The sequence below is a fragment of the Brochothrix thermosphacta DSM 20171 = FSL F6-1036 genome (genome assembly GCF_036884295.1).
Taxonomy (GTDB): Bacteria; Bacillota; Bacilli; order Lactobacillales; family Listeriaceae; genus Brochothrix; species Brochothrix thermosphacta.
In genome coordinates, this window is the sequence record NZ_CP145608.1 from 1,210,339 (window position 1) to 1,235,676 (window position 25,338).

Consider the following 25,338-nt stretch of genomic DNA (forward strand, 5'->3'; position numbering starts at 1 on the left):
AGCGAGGGCAAATAAATGGGCTTTTTTAAACGCATGAAAGATAAGATGACAAATTCATCGACAGAAATGACGGATAAATTTAAGACGGGTTTAGAAAAAACACGTGATAGTTTTTCAGGAAAACTTAATTCATTAGTGGCACGTTATCGTACGGTTGATGAAGACTTTTTTGAAGAATTAGAAGAAATTTTAATCATGGCTGATATTGGTGTTAATACCGTTATGGAATTGATTGAAGAATTAAAAGAAGAGGTAAAACTTCGTAATATTAAAGAAACAAGTGCGCTTTATGAAGTGATTTCAGAAAAATTAGTTGCTATATATGAAGAAGCGGGCGAAACAGAAACTGAGTTGAACATTAACAATGAAGGACTCAATGTTATCTTATTCGTTGGTGTTAATGGCGTTGGTAAAACAACGACAATTGGTAAATTAGCACACAAGCTTAAAGCAGAAGGTAAATCAGTTATGCTTGCAGCTGGTGATACGTTCCGAGCAGGAGCAATTGAACAACTTGAAGTTTGGGGCGAACGTGTAGGCGTACCAGTCGTTAAACAAAAAGAAGGCTCTGATCCGGCATCAGTTATTTATGATGCGTTGCAAGCAGCTAAAACACGTCATGTTGATGTGCTTATTTGTGATACCGCAGGTCGTTTACAAAACAAGGTAAACTTGATGAGTGAATTAAGCAAAGTGCGCCGTGTTATTGAACGTGAAGTACCTCATGCACCACAAGAGGTATTACAAGTGATTGATGCGACAACAGGCCAAAATGGCTTACAACAAGCGAAAGTTTTTGGTGAAGCAACAGATGTCACAGGTATCGTATTAACTAAGCTTGATGGAACAGCTAAAGGTGGGATTGCCTTAGCCATTCGTCGCGAGTTAAAAGTACCCGTTAAATTTGTAGGATTAGGTGAACAATTGAATGACTTACAAGTCTTCGATTCAAATCTATTCGTCTACGGCTTGTTTGGCGATATGATTGATGCTGAAAAAGCTGAATAAAAGATTAAAATACTAATACTAAGCTCATCATTGATATACCAGTGATGAGCTTTTTTGCTTTGTTTTTTAATAACTTGCGAGTAACATTCAATCGAGTGAGTACAATTTTTTTCATATAAAAAGGGTGATCGCTTAACGCGACATTATAAAAAATGAATTGTTAGTATACAAAGAGGTTTCTGTTAACGCTAACAAACAGTTATCGCTTTTATTAATGCTATACTAAAAGTAATTTGAATGAACTTTTGAATACATTATTGATGTTAAAATGAAAAATAGTTATTAAATCATCTTATTTTTATGAAAAATTTGAGATTGCAACAAAGAAAGAAGGGGTTTCTTTGGAAATGATAAAAATTGAAAGCGTTACCAAATCTTTTAAGCAGAAAAATAAAAAAATTATCGCCGTAAATAATGTTAGTTTAACTGTTGAACAAGGTGATATGCTCGGACTCATAGGTGTGAATGGTTCAGGCAAATCGACGTTAATTAAAATGATGAATGGTATTTTATATCCTGATCAAGGTGAAATAATAATTAATGGTAAAAATCCATGGAAGCATCAAAAAGAAATCGCATATCAAATTGGCAGTATTTTTGGACAAAAATCACAATTATGGTATCACCTGACACCTAGAGAAACGTTTATGTTCTTGGGATCTGTTTATAGTGTTAAACTCGCAGCGTTGAAATTACATGTCGCAGAGTTAATTCAACAATTTGACTTGCATTCTTTTGTTGATAGACCCGTGCGGAAATTAAGTTTGGGACAACGAATGAAATGTGAAATTGTTGCTTCATTAGTGCATAATCCGAGTATCCTTTTTTTAGACGAGCCGACAATTGGTTTGGATTTAATAGCAAAAGATAGTTTGACAAATCTATTGTCTGAATATAATAAAGTGCATAATAAAACAATGGTGATTACAACACATGATATTAGTGATATAGCAAAATTATGTAACCGGGTTGTTATTATCGATCAAGGAGTGATTATTTACAATGGAACAACAATAGCACTAACTGAGAAATTTGCGAATATTGTTTTGTTAGAAATTGTTTTAGCAAGTGATATAGCTCAATTACCTATTGAAGTATTACAACATGAAAAAAGTGATGCGTATGCACATAAAATAAAAATAAATACCGATAAAATTGCAGTTAGCGAAGTATTTAATAAATTGGAAATATATGAAATCATCAGATACTATCAACACTCTTTAGATTTAACAGCTATTGTGAGAGTGTTGTTTGAAGAAGGTGTGATCGATGACAGGAAATAAATATTTTAATATGATTGTTTTAGGGCTAAAAGAACAACTTATTTATGTTAGAGCGATGTTGTTTAGACAATTTCTAATGGTTACAATCATGATTATTTTTGTTAATTTATGGTCTGTTGTTTACCAAGGTCAAACAGAAATAAACGGTCATTCATACAATCAGGTTATTTGGTATTTATTAATTACAGAAGCTTTTTTTATGTCTCGTGCACCAGTTGCTTATAAAATAGCGGACGAAATTAAAAATGGTACATTTGCTTATACATCATCACGTCCATACAGTTATGCACTCTATCATTTTTTTGTATCTTTAGGAGACTCATCATTTAAACTTCTAACAAACTTTATTGTAGGTGCTGTTTTAGTTATGCTATTAGGGATTAAACTAAATATCAGTTTTTTAGCAATCCTTTGTTTTTTCCTTGTAATGCTCATTGGTTATATTATCGATTATTGTTTGCAATTTATGATTGGCACGTTTAGTTTTATACAAGAAGAAATTTCGGGTTATGTATTTATTTATGAGAAGTTGTTATTCATATTTGGTGGCATTATTTTTCCGCTTTCGATTCTGAGTAACTACGTCGAACAACTTTTCTTTTTGATGCCATTTGTATATGTAATTGGTTTCCCGGCACAGTTATTAACACAAGGGTTATCAGAGTTAAATATTCTTTATTTAGGACTGCAACTCCTTTATCTAATGATTTTTATAATTTCTGCCAAAGCATGTTATACAAGCTTGAGAAAAAAAACCATGATGAATGGAGGTTGACTATGTTTTATTTGAACTTATTTAAAATGAATTTTAGAAGTAATTATGAATATAAAAAAAATTTTTAAATTCAGGTGGTAACTATGTTATTAAATAATGTGTTTTTTTTAGGATATTGGATTATGTTTTTTGATATTTTCGAGTCAGATATTTTCAGTTTAATAGATATCTTTTATGTTTATTCTGTTGTATATGTTGCCTTTGGATTAACACAGTTAATCGCCGGTAATCTTCCTAATATTGCTACTATTATCGCGACTGGTCAATTAGACATTTATTTGATTAAACCACGCAATTCACTTTTATATATGATAATGTCTAAATCTTCTATTGTCGCTTTAGGTGATATTATTTATGGTTTAATTGCGCTGTCAGTTACACTTGTAAAAACCTCAGAATATTTGTTTATACTACTACTATATTGGTTGCTTTTAGTGGTATTAGTCGTAACAGTCATTGCCAGTTATTATATCATTTTAGGATCTTTAACGTTTTTTATAGGCAATTCCAAGGCAATCACAGATACAGGGACTTCGGCGCTTATTATGTTTGCAACTTATCCACAAGTAAAATTAAATCCAACGATGACATTAGTGTTATCGACGATTATTCCATCGCTAATTATTAGTATATTTCCACTACAAATACTTAGATATAGTTCTAGTTATTATCTGTTGTTGCTATTTATAGCAACAGCTGTGTTTCTGTTATTGAGTTTAGTGACGTATAAACAAGGATTAAAAAGATATGAGTCGTCAAATAGTATTAACTTAAATGTCTGAAATAAATGAACAGAATTAAAATGAGAAATTTCAACTTTTAAAATTAAGTAGCTAACTTCGTTATCAGAGGAGATTGCTACTTTTTTTATACAATAAATTTAGCAGGGCTAATTAGCGCACTCGAAAAACAGTTATGATAAGATTAAATTAAGACTTTTATGGTTTAAAGGGGACAGACAGATGGATAATGATATTATAAAGTTAGTGCGAAAATTCAATGTTATTACGGTAATGTACAGCGCGGGAATCGTTATTTGGGCCGCTAGTATTGAGTTATATTTACAATAAATTGGCTATACAATTGCTGCAATTATGCTTTTTAATTCTTTTTTTTGGATATTCAGTACGTTGAGTGAAATACCAGCAGGGGTAATATCCGATACGTTTGGTCGAAAAAAAGCGATGTTAATCAGTTGTATATTAAGAGGCTTTGGTCTCGGATTATTATTTATACCATCCCATCAGTTGTGGATATTGTTGCTTTCTGGTTTGTTAACAGCGGTTAGTGAGTCTTTTAACTCAGGAACAATGTCTGCATGGGTAATTGATAAAGTGAAAAGTATCGACGAAAAATATGACATTGAAAATATTTTTAGTAAAAATAGCTTGTTTTTAACATCAACATCCATGGTAGTAGGTTTTGTCGGTGGGAGAATATTAGGGGTGAAAAACCTTTCCTATCCTCTTTTAGCAGGAATTATCTTATTTATAATCACCATTGTTTATATTAGTCTTTTTTTCAAGGACAATTCGCACCAACAGCAAGACAATCAACCTATCAATTTATTTAGCGGTTTTGTATCTTCGTTTAAGGAAGGTTACGCTTTTTTACGAACAGATAAATTATATTTTTCACTCTGTATTTCATTTTTACCGTTAATTTTATTAATCGTTGCGCCGAGTAATAAATGGCAACTCTACTTTGGAAACGAGTATGGCGGTGTTAAAATAACAGCCTATATATGGGTTGGAATGGGTTTATTTGGGATAATAGGTTCGAGAATTCCTCAGCTATTAGCGAGGGTTATTAAAAATAAACTGAGCAGTTTGCAATTATTATTATTATTAAATATGTGCGCCATTATATTGTGTGTTGTAATAACTAATGTGTATCTTTCAGTCTTACTTTTTTAATGCACGTCAGTTTTACGACAGCTGATGCTATTATTCGAACAGGATTATTACACAACACAATCCCAGCTAAAAGTACTAATCGCAACACACTTATATCTTTCTTTTACACAATTGAATCTTGTATGACAGCAGTAGTCATCATCGTTATTGGTGTGTTAACAACCGTTATTAATTTAGGGACGATTTGGATTATGTTCGCATTGATTGCGACCGTTATTTCCCTATCAAGTTTGCGTAAGTTAAATAAAAAAATTGAAACGGAGGCTTTTTAATGGAATATAGTGCTGAACAATCTGAAGTATTGGAACGACATGTAAAGGAGCACACCATCATTTCAATTCCACGTAAATTAAAAAAGAAAGTCGTATTGTTAGAAGTCATTGCAAACGATTTTAGTATGTTTTATTTGTCAAATTAAGCTAGACAAAATATCATTATTAACATAACTCAAAAATACTTCCAATGGTGTTTTATAGTTCAATGACTTTCTAGGAATGTTATTTCTTTTAGAAGCAACAGACTGAATGAACGCTTCATCAACTTCATTGAAATTCATTCTCTTAGGTAGTCCGTCCTTGCGTAATAATCCGTTGGAGTTCTCATTTAACCCTCTTTGTGAGGGAGTACCTGGATCAGCAAAGTAGATATTAATATCATTGGAGTTACTGACAGATTTCCAATTAGAAAATTCTTTACCACAATCAAACGTAATAGACTTAAATAAATGAGTGGGAATTGTTTTAAACCAGTTGTTTAAACTGTTTTCAATATCTATTGCTTGTCTGCCGGTAGGTTTCAACGTAATAATTACTTTTGATAGTCTTTCAACTAAGGTAATAACAGCACTTTTATGATTTCTGCCAACGATAGTGTCACCTTCAAGGTGACCAAACTCACTTTTGAAGTGACGATTTTCCTTATCACGCTGATGAATCGTTCTTTTAAAAGCTTGTTTACCTCTCTTTTCTTTGTGACCATTCGGCTTTCTTTTCCCTTTCATTGGTAAGGCGGCTAAGTTAAAATAGCCACGCTTAAATAGTCTATAAAGAGTACGAACAGAACAAGAAATAGGAAACTCGTTACGACCAATAATCACGTCTGGTGTCCACCCTTGAGCCACTTTCTTTTGAATATAGTCAGTTTCATTATCAGGTAAAAGGATAGGAAGTCTCCCACAATTTTTTTTATTATTTTTGTATCGTTGGTAGTAATCTAGCATAGATAAACCATCATCTAAAGCGTTGTAAACATTATAAATAGTTTGTCTCGAACGTTTTAAAGTCTCTGCAACAAATTTAACTTTCTTAGTTTGATGATAATATGATTCTATTAAAACGAGTTCATCTGTAGTAAGATGTGTATAGGTCATTTGTGATCACTCTCCTTGTTTTCTTTCGTCGGAAATACAATTTGAGTGTATCACAAATGATTTTTTTAATTGTCTAGCTTAATTTTACAATCGGCGATGAATAAAAGTTATACGGAAAAAGAAGTGAACACCATTTTATACAATTGGTATGATGATTTCGTCATCTTAAGACGTTACTTAGTGGATTATCATTTTTTGAAGCGTGAAGATGATGGTTCATTGTATTATAAATTGGACAAATAAGTCCATAAGAGGCCGTTCCAGTGATTTATTGGGAACGGTTTTTTTGATGAGAAGACTTATTTTAAGAAAACAATATGTGTAGATAGATTAAATTACAAGAGTAGATATATTGTTTACTCCCAGAAGCTGATATTAACAAATCACCCTTAGTTGGGTAAGGATATTTTGATTTATACTCTTCAAATAATTCCCTTGATATAAAGGCGTCTGATACTCCGCCAAATGTACCGAATTTATAAAAAGGAATTTCACCATTATCTGAGGTTTCTTCTTTAAAGATACGTTTATTCATCGCTACAGAACCTAACACTCCTAACTTACGCTGTTCCCAAGTGTCAAATGAGTTAGTTATATAATTCTTTATTATCTTTATTGGATGAAAATTGCTCTTATAAATAATCTGTATATTGCTCACAGATAAAGTCTGTAAGTCTTATTTAGCGTTAGCAATTTTTTGATTGATGGCATAGGAATTAGCGTTCAAAAAGGAGAGTTGAAAATATTTTCAGTGTAACTATACGTGATGATTATATTGTGTGGAAATTGTAATAATTTAAAGGAGCAGTCGTAAAAAACATATATTTAAAAGAGTTAAAAAGGTATGTGAAACCCTTATTAAACAAAGGTTTTTCTATTGGCATATGAAATCAGGCGGTGATATAGTTGCTGTGTGAAAGCAGATGTAATCTTTCTCAAAAAAACTGAAAGGATTGATTATATGAAGAAAAAAGGAATGTTTTTCTTATGTTGTGTACATCTTTAATATTAGTTTCTACTGCAATGGATGCACATGCATCTACATATAAAAGAACCACCGAAGTAAAAAAAGCCTCACCTTGGTACGGCACCCAAATTACATTACCACGAAATGGTTGGTGGTATTCAACGACACGTAAAGCCACACAAAATACGCAAGGAATGAAGGCAAGTAAAAATAAATATAAAATGATTGGTGAAATTACAAATGTAAATAATGAAAAAGTGAGTACCACTAAGACATTTTCAGCCAAGAATAAAACAGCACAGTATTCTAGGACCTATATGACCGGTGCCAAAACAAAGGTAAGGTATAAATCTTCAGCTATTAATGTTTTAACAAATAGCGGTTATTTAGAGTGGCTCCCTTAGGTTAAACAACTGCTTGTCACGTTGCTTATTACCTTAAGTAGTGACAGGCTCTTTTTATTTGCTTTCAAACTAAAAAAGTTTATAAGGAGTGACTATGAAAAAACAACGTCTATCTTTCTTACTTATTGGTATCGTTACAATACAAGTGATTGCTATTTATTTAGGAAGTAACAACAGTCTTGTTAGATTACCACTGCACCAACAGTTTTTCGTTAATCTATTTGGCGATAATTATATCAATCTTATTATGCCGGCGTTATTCATGTGGTTAATAAGTTATCATCTCTCATTGATACATCTCACACATATGCAACAATGGTTTATTATGCGTGGTGGTTATTTTGCGTATTACCGTAAACTACTTTCTAAGGCGCTCAAATTAATTAGTGTTTATATTTTGTTAGTTGATGTATTTGGTTTCATTTGTTTGATAGTTGTGACTTTAGGTAATCGTGTGGAACATGTGAAAGAAAGTATTTTTTCAGCGCTACCATCTTTTGGAGCAGTCTTGTATTTAATTGCTAGTCAGTTTTTAAGTTTATTATTTTTAGCATTACTGGTTCTAATTATGACTCTCATTGTTAATTATCAGTGGGAAGCGGTCATTTATCCATATCTCGTTTATGCAATTGTACCGATACCGTTGGCTTATGCTTTAGATATTTGGCCTGAACGTTATATTCCGTTAACTTATTATGAAACATTGGTGATGGGTAATGAGCCTGATTCAGTCCTACATTATTTTGGACAGCTAGGTGTGTTATGTCTCTTTTGTTTGTTATTGGCAAGCATTTATTTCATGTTTGCGAAGTTGAAAATTAAAAAAGGGAGCGATTAAATGAGTTTATTAGAATTGAAAAATGTTATTAAAACATTCAAAAGAAAACGCATTTTACATGGTGTTTCACTCGAGGCAGATAAAGGGATGATTATTGGTATTTCAGGTGCTAATGGCTCTGGAAAAACAACCATATTACGCTTATTAGCGGGATTGGTTTATCCTGATAGTGGTAAGGTTTTTGTGGGGAATCAACAATTGCAAGTAGGCGATATTCCTCAGTCAGTGGGTGTTTTATTGGAGACGCCAGTGTTTATTAATAATCGTACAGCCATTGATAATTTAATGCTATTAGCTAATATTCGTGGGGCTATCAAACAGTCAGATATTGAAAAATGGCTGTTGCGTTTTGGTTTGGAAGAAGATAAAAATTTGAAAGTAAAAACATATTCTTTGGGGATGAATCAGCGTTTAGGTTTGATACAGGCAATGATGGAAAAACCGGAGGTGCTGTTACTCGATGAACCGACAAATGCTTTAGATGATTATTATAAAACTATTTTTTATGATACGTTACTGGAAGCGAAGGCGAATGGCACAACAGCGGTTATTGTGTCGCATGATCAAATTGAATTAGCGAAATTGTGTGATCGTGTCTATCGGATTGAGGAGGGACGTTTATCAACGAAGACGGCAGCGTTAGAAAGTGCAGGGAAATAATCAAGGTATTAATCCCTTATATCATCGTTACATTACTAATGTTATTATTTTTGAAAAATTATCAACCGTTTTTAATTGATCCTAACAAGACGCCTCATTTAAATGATTGGTTGTTGGATATAACAGGGTCGCTAATGATCGTTTTTTTAATGCCTTTGCTGATGTTACTTATTACTTTTACAATAACGAAGCAGCTATGGACCGGTTTTGGTAGTTTTATCTTTTTACGATTTAAATCACGTGCAGCATTAATGAAAAAATATTGCGTGCTTATACTCATTAATGCCAGTTGTTTGGTACTATTAGTGTTTTTTTTAGGATGGTTATTAGCTCCTGAAACTGGTAGAGAAAGTGTTTTAAGCGATATGTTGCCTTTTGAAAACAATGGATTTATCGTTGTTTCACGATTGCTTACTTTATGGCTAACACTTGTTATGATTGGCCTGCTCTACTTAATGGTTGTTTTTAAACTCAAAAGTATTGGGATTACATTTGCAGTAATCTTTGCTTTTAATGGTATTTTATATGCCTCTGCTCGCGATGCGTACTTTTTACCTTGGTGGTTCCCTGGGAAAATGCTGTTTTTGCCTGTGTATTGGCAACAAAATATACCACTACAGTTTGTTAATTTAGTGTATGTGCTTGAAACAATCGTCTTACAAAGTATGTGATTAAAGGGATTGATTTTACGGTTATGAGGAGAAAACGATGAACATAAAAACCATTGTATTAGTGATTTTATTATTTTTAATAGTCATTACAGAACAACAAGTAGATGGGCCGAGTATGATTACTGCAGGGGAATTAATGTTTAATGGAAAGTACGTGGTCGGTGAAAATATCATTTGGCTTGGATATACAATCACGGTGCTACTTCTTAGTAGTAAAAGTAAAGAAGTCGGTCTGGATTACTCATTTCGATATATCAGGCATCGTAATCGGAATCATCTTTTTTGGAAGACCTTTTGGAAAGGTACCGTTCGTTTAGTTTGTTATGTTAGTATGACTACAGTGATGTATGCCTATCAGGACGTTATAACATTAGCTTTATTGAAAGGGCTATTTCAAACATTTTGTGGGCTGATTATTTTAACACTTATCATCCAGATTAGTAGGATATTATACGGCTATAAACGAATGTTATTCTTAGTATTGTTGAGTTTGTTTGTTTGTATATACCCACAGTTTAATATGACAAGCATTTCAGCACTTTTAAGTGTTGTATTGACTCTTTTAGTAATGATATACACCAGTAGAGTTATCTTTTTACGAGCGGATACTCGTTAGTGATAAGTAGGATATGAAGCGGCTAAGAGTAATAGGGTTACAGCTTTAATTTTGTTACGTCAATTTAATAGATAATAAAACCACTTGCTATTACTTTGGCAAGTGGTTTTAGCGTATTTAGTTATTTTTGGCAGTTTTTCTATCATCAATATAGCGTAGAAGCAAGTAAAAAAAACCGAAAGACACAACGCCTTTTATAAAACGGCCGAACATGCCTGGAATAATTGTTTCAATGTTAAAAATGATATGAACTAATAATAGCGCTCCGAAAATAATCAGTAAAAACAGTCTGTTCTTCACTAATCAACACGCTCCTTAGGGCGGCTACAGCAATCTTCGCCCCAATCATTGAGTGCTTCGATGATAGGGTATAAAGTTTCGCCATCTTTTGATAAAGAATACTCGACGCGTGGGGGATTTTCTTGATAATCTTTTCGTATGACCATATCATGAGCGACAAGATCATCGAGCGAACGTGTTAACATGATGGTTGTAATGCCTGTGATGGTTCTTTTCAGTGTATTGAAACGAATGGGGCCTTCTTGTCCAATATGCCAAATAATAGACACACGCCATTTTCCACCAATAACAGACATCACATCTGTAATCGCACAACTTTGCATTTTGTTCATTAGATGCCTCCTGTCATTCTTTTTTATTACTATAAATATAGCTTTTTTTACTGTCAATTGCAATCAGTTAAGTAGTTACAAAAATGTGCGTACTTGTATTTTTTTGTTTAATACCTATACTTAAAGGACTAGGTAATTTATTAAATGAAAAGAGAAGGTGCACAAAAAATGGATTTAGAAAAAGTAATAAAAGAACGAAAAGCAGTAAGGCATTATAAAGAAAATGTGACAATTCCAAAATCAGAGATTGAGGAACTTTTACGTTTGAGTTCACAGTCACCGTCAGGTCATAACTTACAAAGTTGGCGTGTCGCAGTCATTACAAATAACGAGCTACGTGAAAAAATTAAACCGTTTGCTCATGATCAAGAACAAGTCGTTACAGCGTCAGCATTGCTTGTGTTTTTTGCAGATACTCATTCAGCTGAGCGTCTGGATGACATCTATAAACAAGACGTTGCTGAAGGATTTTTACCTGCCGAAATGTTAGAAGCTAAAATAGCTGACTCACATGCTTATCATGCTACTTTAACAGCGCAACAATTAACAGAAAATGCGATTATTGATACGAGCTTATTCGTAATGCACTTTATGTTATTAGCAAAAGCAAAGGGGTATGATACGGTGCCAATGCGCGGTTTTTCAGCAGATGCAATTGATGCTCTTGTTGAAACACCGGCTAATTACAAACCGTTATTATTGATGGCAATTGGAAAAGCAGAAAAAGAGGGTTATGGAACATCACGACTAGCTATTGATGAATTTGCAGAATTTATCCAATAAAAAAATAATATAGAGCGACACAATGTTTATCTTTCCCCGCTCATTTCCTCAAAAAAAGAAGAACTCTATTGTAGAGTTCTTCTTTTTCGATGTTAAATTTTCTTTATAGTCCGTTCTTTTTAACAATAAAAGCTTCAAAAGCTTTTTTAGTCAGTGAAATTGTGAAAGTAAGTAACACTAAGCTAATAATTGTACCTTCTCTTACGACAAAGGGTAAAGAACTAGCGACAGAGATAATAATAGAAATTGTTACTGAGAAAATATCGATACCATAACGTAATTTTGCAAAAGGGATAGGATGTTTATTAGAAATCTCTACGCAAACACTTTCAATCGGGAAAGCAAGCGTTTTTAAATTTAAGACCATACCTGTACCCAACCCAGCAACAATCGACCCTAACATAAATAAACCTAATTTACTTGCATAATGTGTAATCTGAATGGCATCAAATACTTGGTATGTGAAAAAATTAATAACGAAGCCAAGTGATAATACTGCAATGGCTTGTATCAAATAGGCCAACGGTTTTTTTGCTTTTGTGAGATAAATATATAACATTAAAAAGCAAAGGTTAACAATCGTCGTCATTGTACCCACTTTAACTTTGAATAGACCAGCTAAGCTTAAATTTAAAGCATTGAAGCTGCTTACTCCAACATTTGCAGCAATAGTTAAACTAATTCCAAAACCTGTTAATGTATAAAATAATAACGATAAAAATAATAAACCTGTTTTTTTCATGTGAACATCATTCCTTTCACTTGTAATATATCAAGAAACGATAGATAATAATGTGAGATATAGCACATTTTTCGAATAAAAAATTTAAGGAAACTAAGATTAGAGGTGCATAATGAAAAAAATAAGCTTGAGTAATGCTCAACACTATAAAAAATTATGGCAACCTGTCAGTAATTTGACATCATTTCAAATTGAAGAAGTTGCTCACATTGAAACATTTGAAAAAGGGCAACACATCATTCGTCATGATGAAGGAACAGAAACCTTATTTATTTTATTACAAGGGAAAGCAAAAATATACTTATTACATGAAGACGGTAAACAACTAATCGTGCACTTTGTTCAAAAAGGGGAGTTAATCGGTGAACTGAGTTTGCTTGGTGTTGAAGAACGGACAAAAGATGTGGTTGCACAAATCGATTGTATTTGTCTTGCTATTCCATTAGCCGACAATAAAGAACGATTATTAACAGATATAAACTTCTTACAACAATTAAATGTTTATTTAGCTAAAAAAATGTTGAATCGGACAGAACGTTTTGGTCAAGGGTTAAATTATCCATTGCTTAATCGACTCGCCGCTTTTATTTTATATACTGAGAATGAAGGGCTCTATCATGAAAAACATACCGAGGTAGCAGAATATTTGAGCAGCAGCTATCGTCACCTGTTGCATACTTTTGAACAATTGCGTGAAAAAAACATCATTATCAAGGAAAAACGAGGTTATCGTATTATTGATCGTATGGAGTTAGAACGTTTGGCAGGGGAGATAAAGAGTTGATTATCAAGACTTTATAATATGCCTACGAAGTTATTATCTTATAAAAAAGGAGATGGGAAGGTGCTACTTAATCAATTGAAATATTTTGTTGCTGTTGTTGAAAATAATAGTTTTACAGAAGCTGCGAGTCGTTTATATATGTCGCAATCAGCGGTTTCTCAACAGATTCAAGTGTTGGAAGAAACACTAGGCGTTGTATTATTAACAAGACAGCATCGCCGTTTTCAATTAACACCAGCAGGCAACCATTTTTATCAACGGAGTAAGATGATTCTTGCACAAGTTGATGAAATGACCAAAGAAACCATAACGATTGGCACAAATGAGGAAGTAGAACTCAAAATTGGTTATTTACGTGTGTATGGTGGTCAAGAACTACATGAAGCCATTACGCAGTTTTCAGAAATATATCCTGAAATTACCCTAAGTGTGATAAATGGGACGCACGAAGAACTTTACCATGAAATAATAAATGATCGTGTTGATATTATTTTAAGCGACCAGCGTCGTGCTTTTTCAGATGAATGCGTGAATTTTGAGTTGGTGAAATCACCTATGTATGTTGAGATATCGAAGCGGCATCCATTGAGTGAAACAAACATACTGACCTTGAAAATGTTAGAAAATACACCATGTATTTTAATCGCTGCCAATGAACAAAAAGCAGTCGAAGAGGAGTATTACAAAAATACACTTGGTTTCAGTGGTCATTTTATCTTTGCAGAAAATTTAGAGGCTGGCCGCTTGTTAGTAGCAGCCAATCAAGGTTTTCTTCCAATCGAAAGCGTCGGAACATTGGCGCCCGTCACTAGCAGAGTTAAGCGACTTCCCTTATACAGAACTGAGCAACCCATTATCAGAAATTATTGTGCGTTTTGGATGAAAAGAACAGCTAACTACTATATTGAAGAATTTGCACTGATTTTACAAAAGTTATTACAGAAAGATGCCACTCTATAAATGAGCGGCTTTTTTTGTATAAGTAATACTTATACTAGCGATTAGTAACTCAAATTGATAGGGCATTATCCAAGTATTACAATGAATGTATCATAGAAGAGGGGGAAGAAAATGATGATCACAAAAGCAGCAGAAGCTTATCATGAAAAAATGTTTCCCGACTATCAATCCAGTTTTTTAGAAACGGATCCAGAATTTATTACATTGTTTGATAACTTTGCATTCGATACTGTTATAAATCAAGCTGATTTCGATAATAAAACAAGAATGCAGGTTATCCTTGCCGTTTTGATTGGTTGTCAAAGTTTGGCTGAATATAAGGCGATGTTACCCGCTGCATTAAATTTTGGTGTGTCTCCAATTGTTGTGAAAGAAATTATTTATCAAGCCGTTGCTTATTTAGGAATCGGTCGTGTGTATCCTTTTTTAATCGCAACAAATGACATTTTAACAGAAAAAGGTATTGCTTTACCACTTGCTAATCAAGCCACAGTAACAGAAAAAACACGACTTTCAGATGGTGAAGCAGCACAAATTGCTATTTTTGGCGAAGAGATGAAATGATTTGCGCAATCAGGACCAAAATTAAGTCGCCATATTAACCAGTGGTTAACTGAAAATTGTTTTGGTGACTACTACACTCGAACTGGTTTAGATTTAAAAAAAAGAGAGCTTTTAACCGCTTGCTTTTTGTTAGCACAAGGAGGCTGCGAGCCACAGTTAATCGCACATTTTAAAGCAAATATTCGCTTGGGCAATGACCCGGAATTTTTAGTAACGATGATATCCCAATGTATACCCTATATTGGTTATCCGCGCAGTTTAAACGCATTGCGTTGTCTTACTGAAGCTGAAATGAATGAATAAATAAATCTATTAAATAGGAGGAATTACAATGGACTATGTAAAATTTGGTAATACAGGAATGGATGTTTCTAAAATATGTTTAGGCACAATGGGATTTGGTGATCCTAATAGTGGATTCCATGAATGGGTCAATGAGGAAGAAGAAAGTACCGAAGTTATCAAAAAAGCATTAGACGTAGGCATTAATTTTTTTGATACTGCAAATATTTATTCGTATGGAGCAAGTGAAACGATATTAGGAAACGCTCTGAAAAAACATGCCAATCGCGATGAAATTGTTGTGGCAACAAAGGCATACATGAAAATGAAAGATGCCCCTAATAGTGGCGGTTTATCACGTAAGGCGTTATTTTATCAATTAGACCAAAGTTTAGAACGGTTACAAATGGATTACGTTGATTTGTTTATCATTCATAGATGGGACTATGAGACACCCATTGAAGAAACGATGGAAGCCTTACATGATATTGTAAAAGCTGGTAAAGCTCGTTATATTGGAGCCTCTGCGATGTATGCTTGGCAATTTGAAAAAGCACAACAAGTTGCTGAAAAAAATGGTTGGACAAAATTTGTTTCTATGCAGAATCATCTCAACTTGTTATATCGTGAAGAAGAACGTGAAATGTTACCGCTATGTGAAGATCAAGGGGTGGCGGTTACACCATATAGCCCATTAGCATCAGGGCGATTAACACGTGATTGGGAAGCGATGACAGAGCGTTATCTAAAAGATCAAACGGCAAAATCAAAATATGATAAAACAGCTGAACAGGATAAAATAATTGTTCAACGGGTGGCAGAAATAGCGGAAAAATACAATGTGAAACGTGCTCAAGTTGCATTGGCATGGTTGCTTCAAAAAGAAGCAGTGGTATCTCCTATCATTGGTGCAACAAAAATAAGCCATCTATTAGATGCTTTACCTGCAATCGATTTACAGATAGACCCAGCAGATATTAGCTACTTAGAAGGGGCCTACTTACCTCACGAAGTTGTTGGGGCCATCTAATACAAAGCTAAAGAATGAAAAGGGGGAACTAAGATGGCAAAATTTGAAGAAATTAAACAAGGAACAATCTTTCCAATTGGAGAAAAAAACAAGGCATTTGCCCATTATTTTACAGGACAAAGTTATTTGCGAACATTGGTGGCTGATGAAGCTATTGATGTTGGCGTAGCAACAGTCAGCTTCGAACCTGGTTGCCGTAATAATTGGCATATCCACTGTAACGGCTATCAACTATTGCTAGTGACAGGTGGTGAAGGATGGTATCAGGAAGAAGGCGAAGTCGCACAATCATTAAAAGTAGGGGATGTCGTTGCAACGCATGACGGAGTGAAACATTGGCATGGCGCCAAAAAAGATAGTTGGTTCGAACATATTGCCATCACAGCAGGGACACCAGAATGGCTTGAAGCAGTGGCGGATGATTGGTACCAAGCACTTTAGTTATAGTTGAAAAAGATAAGAATGACTTTTGAAAACGCAGAGATCTATCTGCGTTTTTTTGCATAGACAATTTAATTACACATCAATTTAAAATTAAACGCGCTCATTTAGACAAGGTAATTGTCTTTACAGGCAAATACATGTAAAATAGGGGTATGCATAAAAATTGAGGTGAAATCGATGCTTGAAAAAACAACGCGTATCAATATGCTTTTCGCCTTTTATCAACCTTTGCTAACAGCAAAACAAAGCGAGTACATGACGCTGTACTATGAGGATGATTATTCGCTTGGAGAAATCGCTGAAGAGTATGAAATCTCACGCCAAGCGGTTTACGATAACATTAAACGAACGGTGAAAATTCTTGAAACTTATGAAGAAAAACTGGGGCTTGTTGCTGTCTTTAAAAAGCAAAACGATATTGTCACAGGTTTAAGGCATCAAATCACTGAAAATCAGTGGGAAGATCCTAAAGTAACTGCTCTATTAAACGAACTTGATGAAATTAACTTATATTAGGAGGTCCTACAATGGCTTTTGAAGGATTGTCAGAACGATTACAGAATACGATACAAAGAATGCGTGGAAAAGGTAAGATTAGTGAAGCAGACGTTAAAGAGATGATGCGTGAGGTACGCCTTGCATTGCTTGAAGCGGATGTTAACTTTAAAGTTGTTAAAAACTTTGTTAAAACAGTAGGAGAGCGTGCGATTGGCCAGGATGTCATGAGCAGCTTAACACCAGGTCAGCAAGTCGTTAAAATCGTTAATGAAGAACTGACTGACTTAATGGGTGGGGAAGAAAGCAAGCTCACAATGAGCACACAACCTCCAACCGTATTAATGATGGTTGGTTTACAAGGTGCTGGTAAAACAACGACGACAGGTAAATTAGCTTCGTTATTACGTAAAAAATACAATAAGAAACCATTATTAGTTGCTGCCGATGTTTATCGTCCAGCTGCGATTCAACAACTTGAAACACTAGGGAAACAACTGGATATGCCTGTATTTAGTATGGGAGATCAAGTGAGTCCCGTTGAGATTGCTAAAAAAGCAATTGAACATGCTAAAGCGGAACATTTAGATTACGTTTTAATCGATACAGCAGGTCGCCTGCATGTTGATGAAGCATTAATGACTGAATTAGTTGAAGTGAAAGAAATAGCGAAACCTGATGATATTTTACTTGTTGTCGATGCGATGACAGGTCAAGATGCAGTGAATGTTGCACAAAACTTCAACGAAACACTTGAATTAACAGGTGTAGTATTAACAAAATTAGACGGGGATACTCGTGGTGGGGCAGCATTATCAATCCGCTCTGTTACTGGGAAGCCAATCAAATTCGTTGGTATGGGTGAAAAACTGGATGCGTTAGAACCTTTCCATCCTGATCGTATGGCATCACGTATATTAGGTATGGGTGACGTTATGAGCTTGATTGAAAAAGCACAAGCTAACGTTGATGAAGAAAAAGCAATGGAATTAGCGAATAAAATGAAAGATAATTCAATGACATTCGATGATTTCTTAGAACAATTGCAACAAGTTAAACAAATGGGACCATTAGATGATTTATTAAAAATGATTCCAGGTATGAACAAAATGAAAGGCGTCGAAAACATGTCGATTGATGACAAACAAATGGCGCACATCGAAGCAATCATCAAATCAATGACAACGAAAGAACGTACAGATCCAACGTTGTTAAATGCAAGTCGTCGTCGCCGTATTGCAACTGGGAGTGGACGTCCTGTGCAAGAAGTGAATAAACTTGTTAAACAATTTGATGAAATGAAAAAAATGATGAAACAAATGAGTGGAATGGGCGGTAAAAAAGGTAAAAAGAATCCTTTAGCAGGCCTTGGTGGCAATTTTAAACTGCCATTTTAAACTTTTTTGAAGATGTAAAGAAAAAATATTTTACAACCAGAAGAATTGATGGTAATATTAATTCTTGTGAGATACAAATTATGGAGGTGTTATTCAAATGGCAGTTAAGATTCGTTTAAAACGTATGGGTTCTCGTAAATCTCCTTTCTACCGTGTCGTAGTAGCAGACTCACGTTCACCACGTGATGGTCGTTACATCGAAACAGTTGGGACATTTAATCCTTTAACTCAACCAGAAACAGTTGTAATTAATGAAGAATCTGTTTTATCATGGTTAAGCAAAGGTGCGCAACCTTCTGATACAGTTCGTACTTTATTATCATCAAAAGGAATTTTAGAAAAATTCCACAACGCTAAATACTCTAAATAAGATATTAAGCAATCATATTTAATGAAACCGTCCCATCATTTATATTCATTTATGATGTGGGCGGTTTTTTTATTTTATTAAAGAGGGGTGCTCGTATGAATATTTTGCAACGTATCCAAGTCAAGCGAGTCTTAACAACGGAAGCGCTTGAACATATTCAAGAATCTTTTGATCTGAAAAAAAAGCAACTTCAAATGGAAATTGAACAATTGAAATTTCAACAGAAGAAACAGCTTCACCTTTCTAAACAACCAGAAGATAAAATTACAGCCTACTTTGTTAATGAAATAGAAAAACGAGAAGAACAACTTGCTATCATTGTTTATGAAGGCGATCAACTCAATATATTACCCCTCGGTTCTGAAATTATCGAACGGGAAGTTGAAGCGTTGGTGCCGATTAAAGTGGGTGACCAAGGGTCGTCAATCCAAACAAATAAAGAAATCGTGATTAAAGACGATATTATAATAGAAATTAGAACGAGGTGAAACACAATGACAGAATATTTGAATGTAGGTAAGATTGTTAATACGCACGGTGTTCAAGGTGAATTACGTGTGATGAGTGTGACCGATTTTGCTGAAGAACGTTTCCAAGTGGGTAATGAATTAACAATGTTTAAACCAGGTGAAACAAAACCGACGAAAGTTAAAATTTTAACACACCGTCAACACAAAAACTTTGATTTGATTACACTGGAAAATGTGTATAACTTAAAATTAGCTGAGGAACTTAAAAACAGCGAACTCAAAATTGAAAAAGATCGTGTACAAGCATTGCCAGAAGGCGAATATTACTACCATGAAATTTTAGGATGCGTTGTTTTTGCTGAAGACGGCTCTAAAATTGGTGAAGTTAAAGAAGTTTTAGAAACAGGTGCCAACGATGTCTGGGTTGTAAAAGATGCCAAAGGGAAAGATCAGTTAATTCCATTTATCCCATCAATCGTATTAGAAGTTGATGTTGCTGAAAAACGTATTGTGATTGAAGTGATAGAAGGGCTGTTAAGCTAATGAAAATTGATATCCTTACGCTATTTCCAGAGATGTTTAAAGGTGTCACTGAATCATCAATTATCAAAAATGCGATTGAAAAAAAGTTGGTCGATGTAACGGCGAATGATTTTCGTCCTTTTTCGACACATCGCCAAGGTCATGTGGATGATTATCCTTATGGTGGTGGCGCAGGGATGCTCTTAATGGCACAGCCATTATTTGACGCTGTAGCGCATTTGAAAAAAGATGAGGTAAAACCCCGCGTTATCTTGCTGGACCCCGCAGGTGTGCCTTATACGCAGAAATTAGCGGAAGAACTTGCACAAGAAGAACAATTAATTATGATTTGTGGGCATTATGAAGGTTATGATGAACGTATTCGCGAGCATCTAGTAACAGATGAAATCTCAATCGGTGATTATATCTTAACAGGTGGCGAAGTTGGTGCAATGGCGATTATGGATAGTGTGGTGCGTTTGTTACCAGGTGCATTAGGTAATGATGAATCTGCTATTACTGATTCATTTTCAACTGGTTTACTGGAACACCCACACTACACGCGCCCAGCAGAGTTTCGTGGGTTAGAAGTGCCTAGTATCTTAACAAGCGGCCATCATGCTAATATCGAACGCTGGCGCCATGAGGAATCATTACGCCGTACAGCAGTGCGACGCCCTGATTTATTGGAAGTTTATCCATTAACTGATGAAGACCGAGCCTTTTTAAAAGCAGAAAACCTTTTTGAAGCTAAAGAAACAAACATATAAAGAATAACTACTTGTCAGGCAACTAATAATATGATAACATTACATGGTGACTGAAAAAATCAGTCCAATTAACGATATTCCGCTTTGCGTCAATAGTGCGAAAGAATGTCCGTTGAGGAGGAGAAAATTAAATGCATATTCTTGATGAAATTACTAAAGGTCAATTGCGTACTGATGTACCGGATTTCCGTCCTGGTGACACTGTCATCGTACACGCGAAAGTTGTCGAAGGAACACGCGAACGTATCCAACTTTTTGAAGGTGTGGTTATTAAACGTCGTGGTGCTGGAATCAGCGAAACTTTCACTGTTCGTAAAATTTCTTACGGCGTAGGTGTTGAGCGTACATTCCCTGTACACACTCCACGTATTGCTAAATTAGAAGTTAAACGTCACGGTAAAGTACGTCGTGCTAAATTGTACTACTTACGTGAATTACGTGGTAAAGCTGCACGTATCAAAGAAGTTCGTCGCTAAGAATCGCTTAATCGCGTTCAAAGGTACAACTTTTGGAGACCCCTTGTTTATACAAGGGGTCTTTTTTACTGTCCTCGTAGCGGATTTATCCGCTTTACGAGGACAGTATGGGACGGAAATTGCGGAGGCAATTGAGTACCAATCCTTTGATTAAAATCGTTGCGAATTTATTCGTTTTACGAGAACAGTATGGGTGCTAATATCGTAGTGGATTTATCCACTTTACGAGGATAGTATGGGACGGAAATTGCGGAGGCAATTGAGTACCAATCCTTTGATTAAAATCGTTGCGAATCTATTCGTTTTATGAGGACAGTATGGGACGACGGAGCGACAGCGAGTACCAATCCATAGTGAATGGAGTACCACTCCATGTATTAATAACTAAAGAGTACTACTCCATAGAAAATTGATTACCAACTTATTAGCAGATTCTCTCCCAAGTAGTGTAGATGAGAAAAATAAAGCACAAAACAACCCCCTAAAATCTAATTTTAGGGGGTTTATTATTAAAAATTATCTAATAGCTGTGCTTGTGCGTCGACACGTTCTTTAATTTTAGCTACAAATTCTGTGGGGCTTGTAACGGTTATAAAGGGTCCAAATGATAGTAGGCGAATGAGTAGTTCTGTTTCATCGCCAAGATAATAGTGAATTGTGAGTTGATAGCGCGTATCATCTAAACGTTGTGTGCTTTTATTGTAGTCAGCAAAATGTAGCATGCTGCGTTCTAAGGCTTTGCGTTTATCAACAAGAATACAAGTCATCTGTGCTTGTCTACGCCGTGCTGTAATTGGTAATTCAAGGTACTTGCGTGTCGCCTTAGCTGGATGAACAGTAAGCATACGATTGAGATTCAGTGTGACTTCAAAGCGACTGTTGCGTAACAAGCGCCATGCACGTAAGCGAAAGAGATTGTTTTTCTGTGAATATTCCAGTTTAACAGGTAAAAAGAGCGCTTTTTTACTGGGAATATTCGGACGTCGTTGATACTCAATTTTCACAGGTTGCTCTGTGTTTATCGCAGCGAGGAGTTGTTTAAAATGAGCGTGTTGTTGTTTTTGCTCAACCAGCGAGTCTACTTGGTTAAAATGATCATAATAAGTCACCGCTTCTAAATCAAATAAAGGTTCAACATGGATAAGTTGCTGTTGTAATTCTGCAATCTCAGCCTTATCCAAAAAGAATAATAATCGAGGATCATTTATAAGTGTCTTTAGCCACCGTCTCTCTATATTGGTATTTATAAGCGGTGTTTTATTTTGTGTGATAGGAGACCAATGATCTATCGTTTCTTCTTTTAACAAATACCATGGGGTGCGCTGATTTGTTAATGAAGGCAATAGTTGAAACGCTGTCTCGTCAAATCCTTGCTCTTTGATGAGGCATTCCAGTTCTTTTACCGTCAAAGTCTGCTGTTTACTTAAAATTGTTCGAACAATAGTGAAATAGGTGCCATGAACTTCGTGAAATAAAGAATCAGTCATGAATACCATCCTCCTCAGGCGTGTGATAAAGCGTAATTAACTCTTTCATATCATCAATGAAGTGCGCTTTCCAAGTGTTATCATTCGTTTCAATCGAAACGATACGCCCAATAAAAGTTCTAAGGAAAGGATTAATCGCATAGAGGTCAATGAGTTCGATTTCAAAAACAACTGTCATAGAATCAAGTCGTTTACTGCTACCCATTCGCTGTTCGCGAGCAAGACGAGTAATTAAATAATCTTCAGTACCTTCTTGAACCCGCAACAACACCCGTAAATGTTTTAAAGGTTGTCTATTAAAGCTGCCATTCCATGACGTATTTTTTTTAAGAGCAAAACGTTGCTTTATTTTAGGATAATTAGTAATGCTGTCCATCATTCTTACTTCTTTAATATTATCCAGTCTTATTGATGTTAATAGTTTTTTGTGCAAGTAGCCCACTAAATATTGGCGACCCGTTTCCGTACTAACATAAAGTGATAAGGGTGTAATATCTGTTTCTTTTCCGTTATATTGCATCACCTTTAAAGAAAAGTGGAGAGAAATTGCTTCTAAACAATTTAGAGCAATTTGTTCGTCAAGGGTATGGACAATAAAATGATGTTTAAAAGCAAAGGGACTCTCACTGTCTGAATCAATTTGATTTAAAAGAAACTGGCCAACGACACCACCAGGCATTACTTCCTTAAAAAAGTGCAGGACGGGGACAAGATTAGCAGAAATGTGTAGCGGTGCTGCTATTTTATAAGACAGTCGCTTTTCATTTTCTACTTCTTGAAGAACTCCTAATTGGCAGTATTCTTTCAGCTTGTTGCGAACAGTAATCTCAGAAAATGTGGGTGCCTCATCAAACTGGCTCAAATAACAATCATGAAGAAGCTCAGTTAATTGTGTGAGTGACAGCAAATTGTCATTAACCAAACAATCAAGAAGTGTGAAATGTAAGAAAATATCATTTTTAGTAAAACTTTTTGTTTGCCATAACTTAAAAAAAGGATTGGCTGCGGGTTGTTGCTGTTTCAATTCTAAACGGATACTTTTACCATTACTATTTTGTTCAGACTCAATGTATTGATGTAAATAACTTTCAATGCGACGACGTTCATTATCGTAACTCCGTAGGCTTTTTTCGCGAAATTCTTCACGAAGTTTAAAACCATTAATGTAGAACTCGCGGGCATACAAACGAATACTATTAAACTCTTTTATTAATTCATTAAACTGTCTGCTCATGTTAATTCCCCACTCATTTATTTATTACATTCTATTATATCATGTAAGCTCGCAACATTTTTTTAACGCGGTTACTTTTAAAATATTTTACAATAAAGGCAGTTAAGAGATATAAAAGATATTAGAAATGAGGAGTGAGAAAATGTTTGTACATTATAATGAAACTCAAAATTACGTTCCAATTAAGGTCTGGTTGCCAGAAAAAGAACTTGAGGATAATGTTCTTGCACAGACGAAAGAGTTAGCTCAATTGCCGTTTGTCTTTAAATGGGTAGCATTGATGCCAGACTGTCACTACGGGTATGGTATGCCAATCGGTGGTGTTATGGCAGCAAAAAATGGAATAGTCCCTAATGCTGTTGGTATGGATATCGGTTGTGGCATGTGTTATATTCAAACTGATATGTTATATGATGATTTGGCAAAAGTTCAACACGATCGTCAACCGCTTTTGAAATTAATTGTGAATCAAGTCATGCGAGATGTACCCGTTGGTTACAATCTACATAGAGATAAGCAAACATCGGATGTTGTCGATAAAGCTTTAATTGAAATGGCAAATGACCAAAGTTTACCTGGTGGAATAGAACTTCTAGAAAATGCTTATTACCAAATTGGAACGTTAGGTGGAGGTAATCACTTTATCGAATTTCAACAAGATACTGAGGGTTATATTGGTATCATGCTTCACTCTGGAAGTCGCAATTTAGGAGCGAAAATTTGTGAGTATTTTAATGGGGTTGCAAAGGAACTCAATGTTAGCTGGTACAGCAATGTTCCGGAAAATAATCAATTACCTTTTTTACCAACCTCAACGGCAGAAGGTCAAGCGTATCTTAAATGGATGAATATTGCTTTAGATTATGCCTATGAAAATCGTGAGAAAATGCTTGAGCAAACAATGGCAATTTTCACTCGTTTGGTATCTAAACATATGAATAGGGATGTTAATTATAGTATGCGTATTAATTGTCATCATAATTATGCCGCTTTGGAAAATCATTATGGTGAAAATGTTTGGGTGCATCGAAAAGGTGCAACTCGTGCACGTGAAGGTGATTTAGGAATTATTCCGGGAGCAATGGGATCATCAAGCTATCTTGTTAAGGGCTTAGGAAATGCCGAGAGTTTTAATTCATCATCACATGGCGCTGGACGCGTGTATTCTCGTACAAAAGCGAAAGCAGAAATTTCAGTGGAACAAGTTATTGTTGATTTGAAAGAACAAGATGTTATTCTTGGAAAAGTAAAAAAAGCGGATGTAGCAGAAGAAAGTCGCTTCGCTTATAAAGAGATTGATGAAGTAATGGCTAATCAACAAGATTTAGTCGTTCCGATAAAAAAATTGAAAACGATTGGTGTAATCAAAGGGTAGAGAAGAGGAGACGT

General features: G+C 35.0%; 35 protein-coding genes. 28 read left to right on the top strand and 7 right to left on the bottom strand.

Annotated elements, in window-relative coordinates; genetic code table 11:
* Nucleotides 1-15: 15 nt before the first annotated feature.
* The 7 genes from ftsY to V6S17_RS06245 all read left to right on the top strand — a co-directional run bounded on the left by ftsY (nt 16) and on the right by V6S17_RS06245 (nt 5,400).
* Nucleotides 16-1,008: a signal recognition particle-docking protein FtsY gene (ftsY, locus tag V6S17_RS06215; protein ID WP_029091961.1), complete on the top strand. Its 993-nt coding sequence runs from the start codon at nt 16-18 to the stop codon at nt 1,006-1,008.
* A 347-nt stretch (nt 1,009-1,355) separates the two neighbouring features.
* Entirely contained in the window at nt 1,356-2,291 is a 936-nt protein-coding gene (locus tag V6S17_RS06220; protein WP_051535998.1) for an ABC transporter ATP-binding protein, read from the top strand.
* Nucleotides 2,278-3,066 (top strand): ABC transporter permease, encoded by a 789-nt coding sequence (locus V6S17_RS06225; RefSeq protein ID WP_029091960.1) that lies wholly within the window; start codon nt 2,278-2,280, stop codon nt 3,064-3,066. The genes V6S17_RS06220 and V6S17_RS06225 overlap by 14 nt, the downstream gene beginning before the upstream one ends.
* Before the next feature lie 83 nt (nt 3,067-3,149).
* Entirely contained in the window at nt 3,150-3,848 is a 699-nt protein-coding gene (locus tag V6S17_RS06230) for an ABC-2 family transporter protein (RefSeq protein WP_176718508.1), read from the top strand.
* 300 nt (nt 3,849-4,148) lie between these two features.
* The gene (locus V6S17_RS06235) at nt 4,149-4,982 is read left to right on the top strand and encodes an MFS transporter (protein ID WP_338515867.1); all 834 of its coding nucleotides are present in this window, start codon (nt 4,149-4,151) and stop codon (nt 4,980-4,982) included.
* Nucleotides 4,982-5,254 (top strand): hypothetical protein, encoded by a 273-nt coding sequence (locus tag V6S17_RS06240; protein ID WP_029091957.1) that lies wholly within the window; start codon nt 4,982-4,984, stop codon nt 5,252-5,254. The genes V6S17_RS06235 and V6S17_RS06240 overlap by 1 nt, the downstream gene beginning before the upstream one ends.
* The gene (locus V6S17_RS06245; protein ID WP_141690155.1) at nt 5,254-5,400 is read left to right on the top strand and encodes a DUF2087 domain-containing protein; all 147 of its coding nucleotides are present in this window, start codon (nt 5,254-5,256) and stop codon (nt 5,398-5,400) included. The genes V6S17_RS06240 and V6S17_RS06245 overlap by 1 nt, the downstream gene beginning before the upstream one ends.
* On the opposite strand, the gene V6S17_RS06250 is transcribed toward V6S17_RS06245, so the two are convergent.
* On the bottom strand, nt 5,392-6,351 hold the full coding sequence (locus V6S17_RS06250; protein WP_069124469.1) for an IS30 family transposase: 960 nt from the start codon (nt 6,349-6,351) through the stop codon (nt 5,392-5,394). The genes V6S17_RS06245 and V6S17_RS06250 overlap by 9 nt on opposite strands.
* 69 nt (nt 6,352-6,420) lie before the next feature.
* Between V6S17_RS06250 and V6S17_RS06255 the strand changes: the two genes are divergently transcribed.
* Nucleotides 6,421-6,594 (top strand): DUF2087 domain-containing protein, encoded by a 174-nt coding sequence (locus V6S17_RS06255; protein WP_081311928.1) that lies wholly within the window; start codon nt 6,421-6,423, stop codon nt 6,592-6,594.
* A gap of 61 nt (nt 6,595-6,655) precedes the next feature.
* On the opposite strand, the gene V6S17_RS06260 is transcribed toward V6S17_RS06255, so the two are convergent.
* The gene (locus V6S17_RS06260) at nt 6,656-7,009 is read right to left on the bottom strand and encodes a restriction endonuclease subunit S (protein WP_280512620.1); all 354 of its coding nucleotides are present in this window, start codon (nt 7,007-7,009) and stop codon (nt 6,656-6,658) included.
* A gap of 329 nt (nt 7,010-7,338) precedes the next feature.
* Here V6S17_RS06260 and V6S17_RS06265 point away from each other — a divergent pair, with 329 nt between their 5' ends.
* The 5 genes from V6S17_RS06265 to V6S17_RS06285 all read left to right on the top strand — a co-directional run bounded on the left by V6S17_RS06265 (nt 7,339) and on the right by V6S17_RS06285 (nt 10,507).
* Complete coding sequence (locus tag V6S17_RS06265; RefSeq protein WP_029091028.1) at nt 7,339-7,722, top strand: hypothetical protein; 384 nt, start codon at nt 7,339-7,341, stop codon at nt 7,720-7,722.
* A gap of 94 nt (nt 7,723-7,816) precedes the next feature.
* On the top strand, nt 7,817-8,560 hold the full coding sequence (locus tag V6S17_RS06270) for a hypothetical protein (RefSeq protein WP_029091027.1): 744 nt from the start codon (nt 7,817-7,819) through the stop codon (nt 8,558-8,560).
* Complete coding sequence (locus tag V6S17_RS06275; RefSeq protein WP_029091026.1) at nt 8,561-9,220, top strand: ABC transporter ATP-binding protein; 660 nt, start codon at nt 8,561-8,563, stop codon at nt 9,218-9,220.
* Between the two features lie 134 nt (nt 9,221-9,354).
* Nucleotides 9,355-9,891, top strand: coding sequence for a hypothetical protein (locus V6S17_RS06280; RefSeq protein WP_036026967.1), 537 nt, complete (start codon nt 9,355-9,357; stop codon nt 9,889-9,891).
* Between the two features lie 37 nt (nt 9,892-9,928).
* A complete protein-coding gene (locus V6S17_RS06285; RefSeq protein WP_029091024.1) occupies nt 9,929-10,507 on the top strand; it encodes a hypothetical protein in 579 nt (192 codons plus the stop codon).
* A gap of 117 nt (nt 10,508-10,624) precedes the next feature.
* Here V6S17_RS06285 and V6S17_RS06290 read toward each other — a convergent pair whose 3' ends face one another.
* Entirely contained in the window at nt 10,625-10,807 is a 183-nt protein-coding gene (locus V6S17_RS06290) for a hypothetical protein (protein WP_029091023.1), read from the bottom strand.
* Nucleotides 10,807-11,139, bottom strand: a complete 333-nt coding sequence (locus V6S17_RS06295) for a winged helix-turn-helix transcriptional regulator (RefSeq protein WP_051457492.1) — start codon at nt 11,137-11,139, stop codon at nt 10,807-10,809. Before V6S17_RS06295 ends, V6S17_RS06290 begins: the two co-directional genes overlap by 1 nt.
* Nucleotides 11,140-11,283: 144 nt before the next feature.
* On the opposite strand from V6S17_RS06295, the gene V6S17_RS06300 reads away from it, so the two are divergent.
* Complete coding sequence (locus V6S17_RS06300; RefSeq protein WP_029091021.1) at nt 11,284-11,922, top strand: nitroreductase family protein; 639 nt, start codon at nt 11,284-11,286, stop codon at nt 11,920-11,922.
* A gap of 103 nt (nt 11,923-12,025) precedes the next feature.
* Here the strand turns inward: V6S17_RS06300 and V6S17_RS06305 are convergent, their stop codons facing one another.
* Nucleotides 12,026-12,664 (bottom strand): membrane protein, encoded by a 639-nt coding sequence (locus tag V6S17_RS06305; protein WP_029091020.1) that lies wholly within the window; start codon nt 12,662-12,664, stop codon nt 12,026-12,028.
* 112 nt (nt 12,665-12,776) lie between these two features.
* Between V6S17_RS06305 and yeiL the strand changes: the two genes are divergently transcribed.
* The 13 genes from yeiL to rplS all read left to right on the top strand — a co-directional run bounded on the left by yeiL (nt 12,777) and on the right by rplS (nt 21,228).
* Complete coding sequence (yeiL, locus tag V6S17_RS06310) at nt 12,777-13,448, top strand: transcriptional regulator YeiL (protein ID WP_029091019.1); 672 nt, start codon at nt 12,777-12,779, stop codon at nt 13,446-13,448.
* 60 nt (nt 13,449-13,508) lie between these two features.
* Nucleotides 13,509-14,408 (top strand): LysR family transcriptional regulator, encoded by a 900-nt coding sequence (locus tag V6S17_RS06315; protein ID WP_029091018.1) that lies wholly within the window; start codon nt 13,509-13,511, stop codon nt 14,406-14,408.
* 111 nt (nt 14,409-14,519) lie between these two features.
* Nucleotides 14,520-14,972 carry a carboxymuconolactone decarboxylase family protein gene (locus V6S17_RS06320; RefSeq protein ID WP_211250334.1) on the top strand — a complete coding sequence of 151 codons (453 nt, stop codon included), beginning with the start codon at nt 14,520-14,522 and terminating at the stop codon, nt 14,970-14,972.
* Nucleotides 14,973-15,005: 33 nt separating this feature from the next.
* The gene (locus V6S17_RS12675) at nt 15,006-15,275 is read left to right on the top strand and encodes a carboxymuconolactone decarboxylase family protein (protein WP_211250337.1); all 270 of its coding nucleotides are present in this window, start codon (nt 15,006-15,008) and stop codon (nt 15,273-15,275) included.
* Nucleotides 15,276-15,303: 28 nt separating this feature from the next.
* Nucleotides 15,304-16,284 (top strand): aldo/keto reductase, encoded by a 981-nt coding sequence (locus V6S17_RS06325; RefSeq protein WP_029091017.1) that lies wholly within the window; start codon nt 15,304-15,306, stop codon nt 16,282-16,284.
* Nucleotides 16,285-16,317: 33 nt separating this feature from the next.
* Entirely contained in the window at nt 16,318-16,725 is a 408-nt protein-coding gene (locus V6S17_RS06330; RefSeq protein WP_029091016.1) for a cupin domain-containing protein, read from the top strand.
* Between the two features lie 180 nt (nt 16,726-16,905).
* Nucleotides 16,906-17,244 carry a putative DNA-binding protein gene (locus tag V6S17_RS06335; RefSeq protein ID WP_029091015.1) on the top strand — a complete coding sequence of 113 codons (339 nt, stop codon included), beginning with the start codon at nt 16,906-16,908 and terminating at the stop codon, nt 17,242-17,244.
* 11 nt (nt 17,245-17,255) lie between these two features.
* Nucleotides 17,256-18,620 carry a signal recognition particle protein gene (gene ffh, locus V6S17_RS06340; RefSeq protein ID WP_029091014.1) on the top strand — a complete coding sequence of 455 codons (1,365 nt, stop codon included), beginning with the start codon at nt 17,256-17,258 and terminating at the stop codon, nt 18,618-18,620.
* 97 nt (nt 18,621-18,717) lie between these two features.
* A complete protein-coding gene (gene rpsP / locus V6S17_RS06345; RefSeq protein ID WP_029091013.1) occupies nt 18,718-18,990 on the top strand; it encodes a 30S ribosomal protein S16 in 273 nt (90 codons plus the stop codon).
* Between the two features lie 95 nt (nt 18,991-19,085).
* A complete protein-coding gene (locus V6S17_RS06350; protein ID WP_029091012.1) occupies nt 19,086-19,478 on the top strand; it encodes a YlqD family protein in 393 nt (130 codons plus the stop codon).
* Between the two features lie 6 nt (nt 19,479-19,484).
* Nucleotides 19,485-20,003 (top strand): ribosome maturation factor RimM, encoded by a 519-nt coding sequence (gene rimM / locus V6S17_RS06355; protein ID WP_029091011.1) that lies wholly within the window; start codon nt 19,485-19,487, stop codon nt 20,001-20,003.
* Nucleotides 20,003-20,752 carry a tRNA (guanosine(37)-N1)-methyltransferase TrmD gene (gene trmD / locus V6S17_RS06360; RefSeq protein WP_029091010.1) on the top strand — a complete coding sequence of 250 codons (750 nt, stop codon included), beginning with the start codon at nt 20,003-20,005 and terminating at the stop codon, nt 20,750-20,752. Before rimM ends, trmD begins: the two co-directional genes overlap by 1 nt.
* A 131-nt stretch (nt 20,753-20,883) precedes the next feature.
* Nucleotides 20,884-21,228: a 50S ribosomal protein L19 gene (gene rplS / locus V6S17_RS06365; protein ID WP_029091009.1), complete on the top strand. Its 345-nt coding sequence runs from the start codon at nt 20,884-20,886 to the stop codon at nt 21,226-21,228.
* 509 nt (nt 21,229-21,737) lie between these two features.
* Here the strand turns inward: rplS and V6S17_RS06370 are convergent.
* Both V6S17_RS06370 and V6S17_RS06375 read right to left on the bottom strand, forming a co-directional pair.
* Nucleotides 21,738-22,715: a WYL domain-containing protein gene (locus tag V6S17_RS06370; RefSeq protein ID WP_029091008.1), complete on the bottom strand. Its 978-nt coding sequence runs from the start codon at nt 22,713-22,715 to the stop codon at nt 21,738-21,740.
* Nucleotides 22,708-23,949, bottom strand: a complete 1,242-nt coding sequence (locus V6S17_RS06375; RefSeq protein WP_029091007.1) for a hypothetical protein — start codon at nt 23,947-23,949, stop codon at nt 22,708-22,710. The genes V6S17_RS06370 and V6S17_RS06375 overlap by 8 nt, the downstream gene beginning before the upstream one ends.
* A gap of 142 nt (nt 23,950-24,091) precedes the next feature.
* Here V6S17_RS06375 and V6S17_RS06380 point away from each other — a divergent pair, with 142 nt between their 5' ends.
* A complete protein-coding gene (locus V6S17_RS06380; RefSeq protein ID WP_029091006.1) occupies nt 24,092-25,324 on the top strand; it encodes an RtcB family protein in 1,233 nt (410 codons plus the stop codon).
* Nucleotides 25,325-25,338 lie beyond the last annotated feature (14 nt).

Bases quoted from the DNA above. Each gene is read 5' to 3' on its own strand.
- rimM (WP_029091011.1), top strand. From the start codon at position 19,485: ATGACAGAATATTTGAATGTAGGTAAGATTGTTAATACGCACGGTGTT.
- V6S17_RS06250 (WP_069124469.1), bottom strand. From the start codon at position 6,351: ATGACCTATACACATCTTACTACAGATGAACTCGTTTTAATAGAATCA.
- V6S17_RS06245 (WP_141690155.1), top strand. From the start codon at position 5,254: ATGGAATATAGTGCTGAACAATCTGAAGTATTGGAACGACATGTAAAG.
- V6S17_RS06335 (WP_029091015.1), top strand. From the start codon at position 16,906: ATGCTTGAAAAAACAACGCGTATCAATATGCTTTTCGCCTTTTATCAA.
- V6S17_RS06295 (WP_051457492.1), bottom strand. From the start codon at position 11,139: ATGAACAAAATGCAAAGTTGTGCGATTACAGATGTGATGTCTGTTATT.
- V6S17_RS06325 (WP_029091017.1), top strand. From the start codon at position 15,304: ATGGACTATGTAAAATTTGGTAATACAGGAATGGATGTTTCTAAAATA.
- V6S17_RS06230 (WP_176718508.1), top strand. From the start codon at position 3,150: ATGTTATTAAATAATGTGTTTTTTTTAGGATATTGGATTATGTTTTTT.
- V6S17_RS06370 (WP_029091008.1), bottom strand. From the start codon at position 22,715: ATGACTGATTCTTTATTTCACGAAGTTCATGGCACCTATTTCACTATT.
- rplS (WP_029091009.1), top strand. From the start codon at position 20,884: ATGCATATTCTTGATGAAATTACTAAAGGTCAATTGCGTACTGATGTA.
- V6S17_RS06305 (WP_029091020.1), bottom strand. From the start codon at position 12,664: ATGAAAAAAACAGGTTTATTATTTTTATCGTTATTATTTTATACATTA.
- V6S17_RS06240 (WP_029091957.1), top strand. From the start codon at position 4,982: ATGCACGTCAGTTTTACGACAGCTGATGCTATTATTCGAACAGGATTA.
- V6S17_RS06270 (WP_029091027.1), top strand. From the start codon at position 7,817: ATGAAAAAACAACGTCTATCTTTCTTACTTATTGGTATCGTTACAATA.
- yeiL (WP_029091019.1), top strand. From the start codon at position 12,777: ATGAAAAAAATAAGCTTGAGTAATGCTCAACACTATAAAAAATTATGG.
- V6S17_RS06275 (WP_029091026.1), top strand. From the start codon at position 8,561: ATGAGTTTATTAGAATTGAAAAATGTTATTAAAACATTCAAAAGAAAA.
- V6S17_RS06330 (WP_029091016.1), top strand. From the start codon at position 16,318: ATGGCAAAATTTGAAGAAATTAAACAAGGAACAATCTTTCCAATTGGA.
- V6S17_RS06300 (WP_029091021.1), top strand. From the start codon at position 11,284: ATGAAAAGAGAAGGTGCACAAAAAATGGATTTAGAAAAAGTAATAAAA.
- V6S17_RS06265 (WP_029091028.1), top strand. From the start codon at position 7,339: ATGTTGTGTACATCTTTAATATTAGTTTCTACTGCAATGGATGCACAT.
- V6S17_RS06320 (WP_211250334.1), top strand. From the start codon at position 14,520: ATGATGATCACAAAAGCAGCAGAAGCTTATCATGAAAAAATGTTTCCC.
- V6S17_RS06375 (WP_029091007.1), bottom strand. From the start codon at position 23,949: ATGAGCAGACAGTTTAATGAATTAATAAAAGAGTTTAATAGTATTCGT.
- V6S17_RS06285 (WP_029091024.1), top strand. From the start codon at position 9,929: ATGAACATAAAAACCATTGTATTAGTGATTTTATTATTTTTAATAGTC.
- V6S17_RS06280 (WP_036026967.1), top strand. From the start codon at position 9,355: ATGATCGTTTTTTTAATGCCTTTGCTGATGTTACTTATTACTTTTACA.
- trmD (WP_029091010.1), top strand. From the start codon at position 20,003: ATGAAAATTGATATCCTTACGCTATTTCCAGAGATGTTTAAAGGTGTC.
- V6S17_RS06225 (WP_029091960.1), top strand. From the start codon at position 2,278: ATGACAGGAAATAAATATTTTAATATGATTGTTTTAGGGCTAAAAGAA.
- V6S17_RS06350 (WP_029091012.1), top strand. From the start codon at position 19,086: ATGAATATTTTGCAACGTATCCAAGTCAAGCGAGTCTTAACAACGGAA.
- ftsY (WP_029091961.1), top strand. From the start codon at position 16: ATGGGCTTTTTTAAACGCATGAAAGATAAGATGACAAATTCATCGACA.
- V6S17_RS06220 (WP_051535998.1), top strand. From the start codon at position 1,356: ATGATAAAAATTGAAAGCGTTACCAAATCTTTTAAGCAGAAAAATAAA.
- rpsP (WP_029091013.1), top strand. From the start codon at position 18,718: ATGGCAGTTAAGATTCGTTTAAAACGTATGGGTTCTCGTAAATCTCCT.
- ffh (WP_029091014.1), top strand. From the start codon at position 17,256: ATGGCTTTTGAAGGATTGTCAGAACGATTACAGAATACGATACAAAGA.
- V6S17_RS06380 (WP_029091006.1), top strand. From the start codon at position 24,092: ATGTTTGTACATTATAATGAAACTCAAAATTACGTTCCAATTAAGGTC.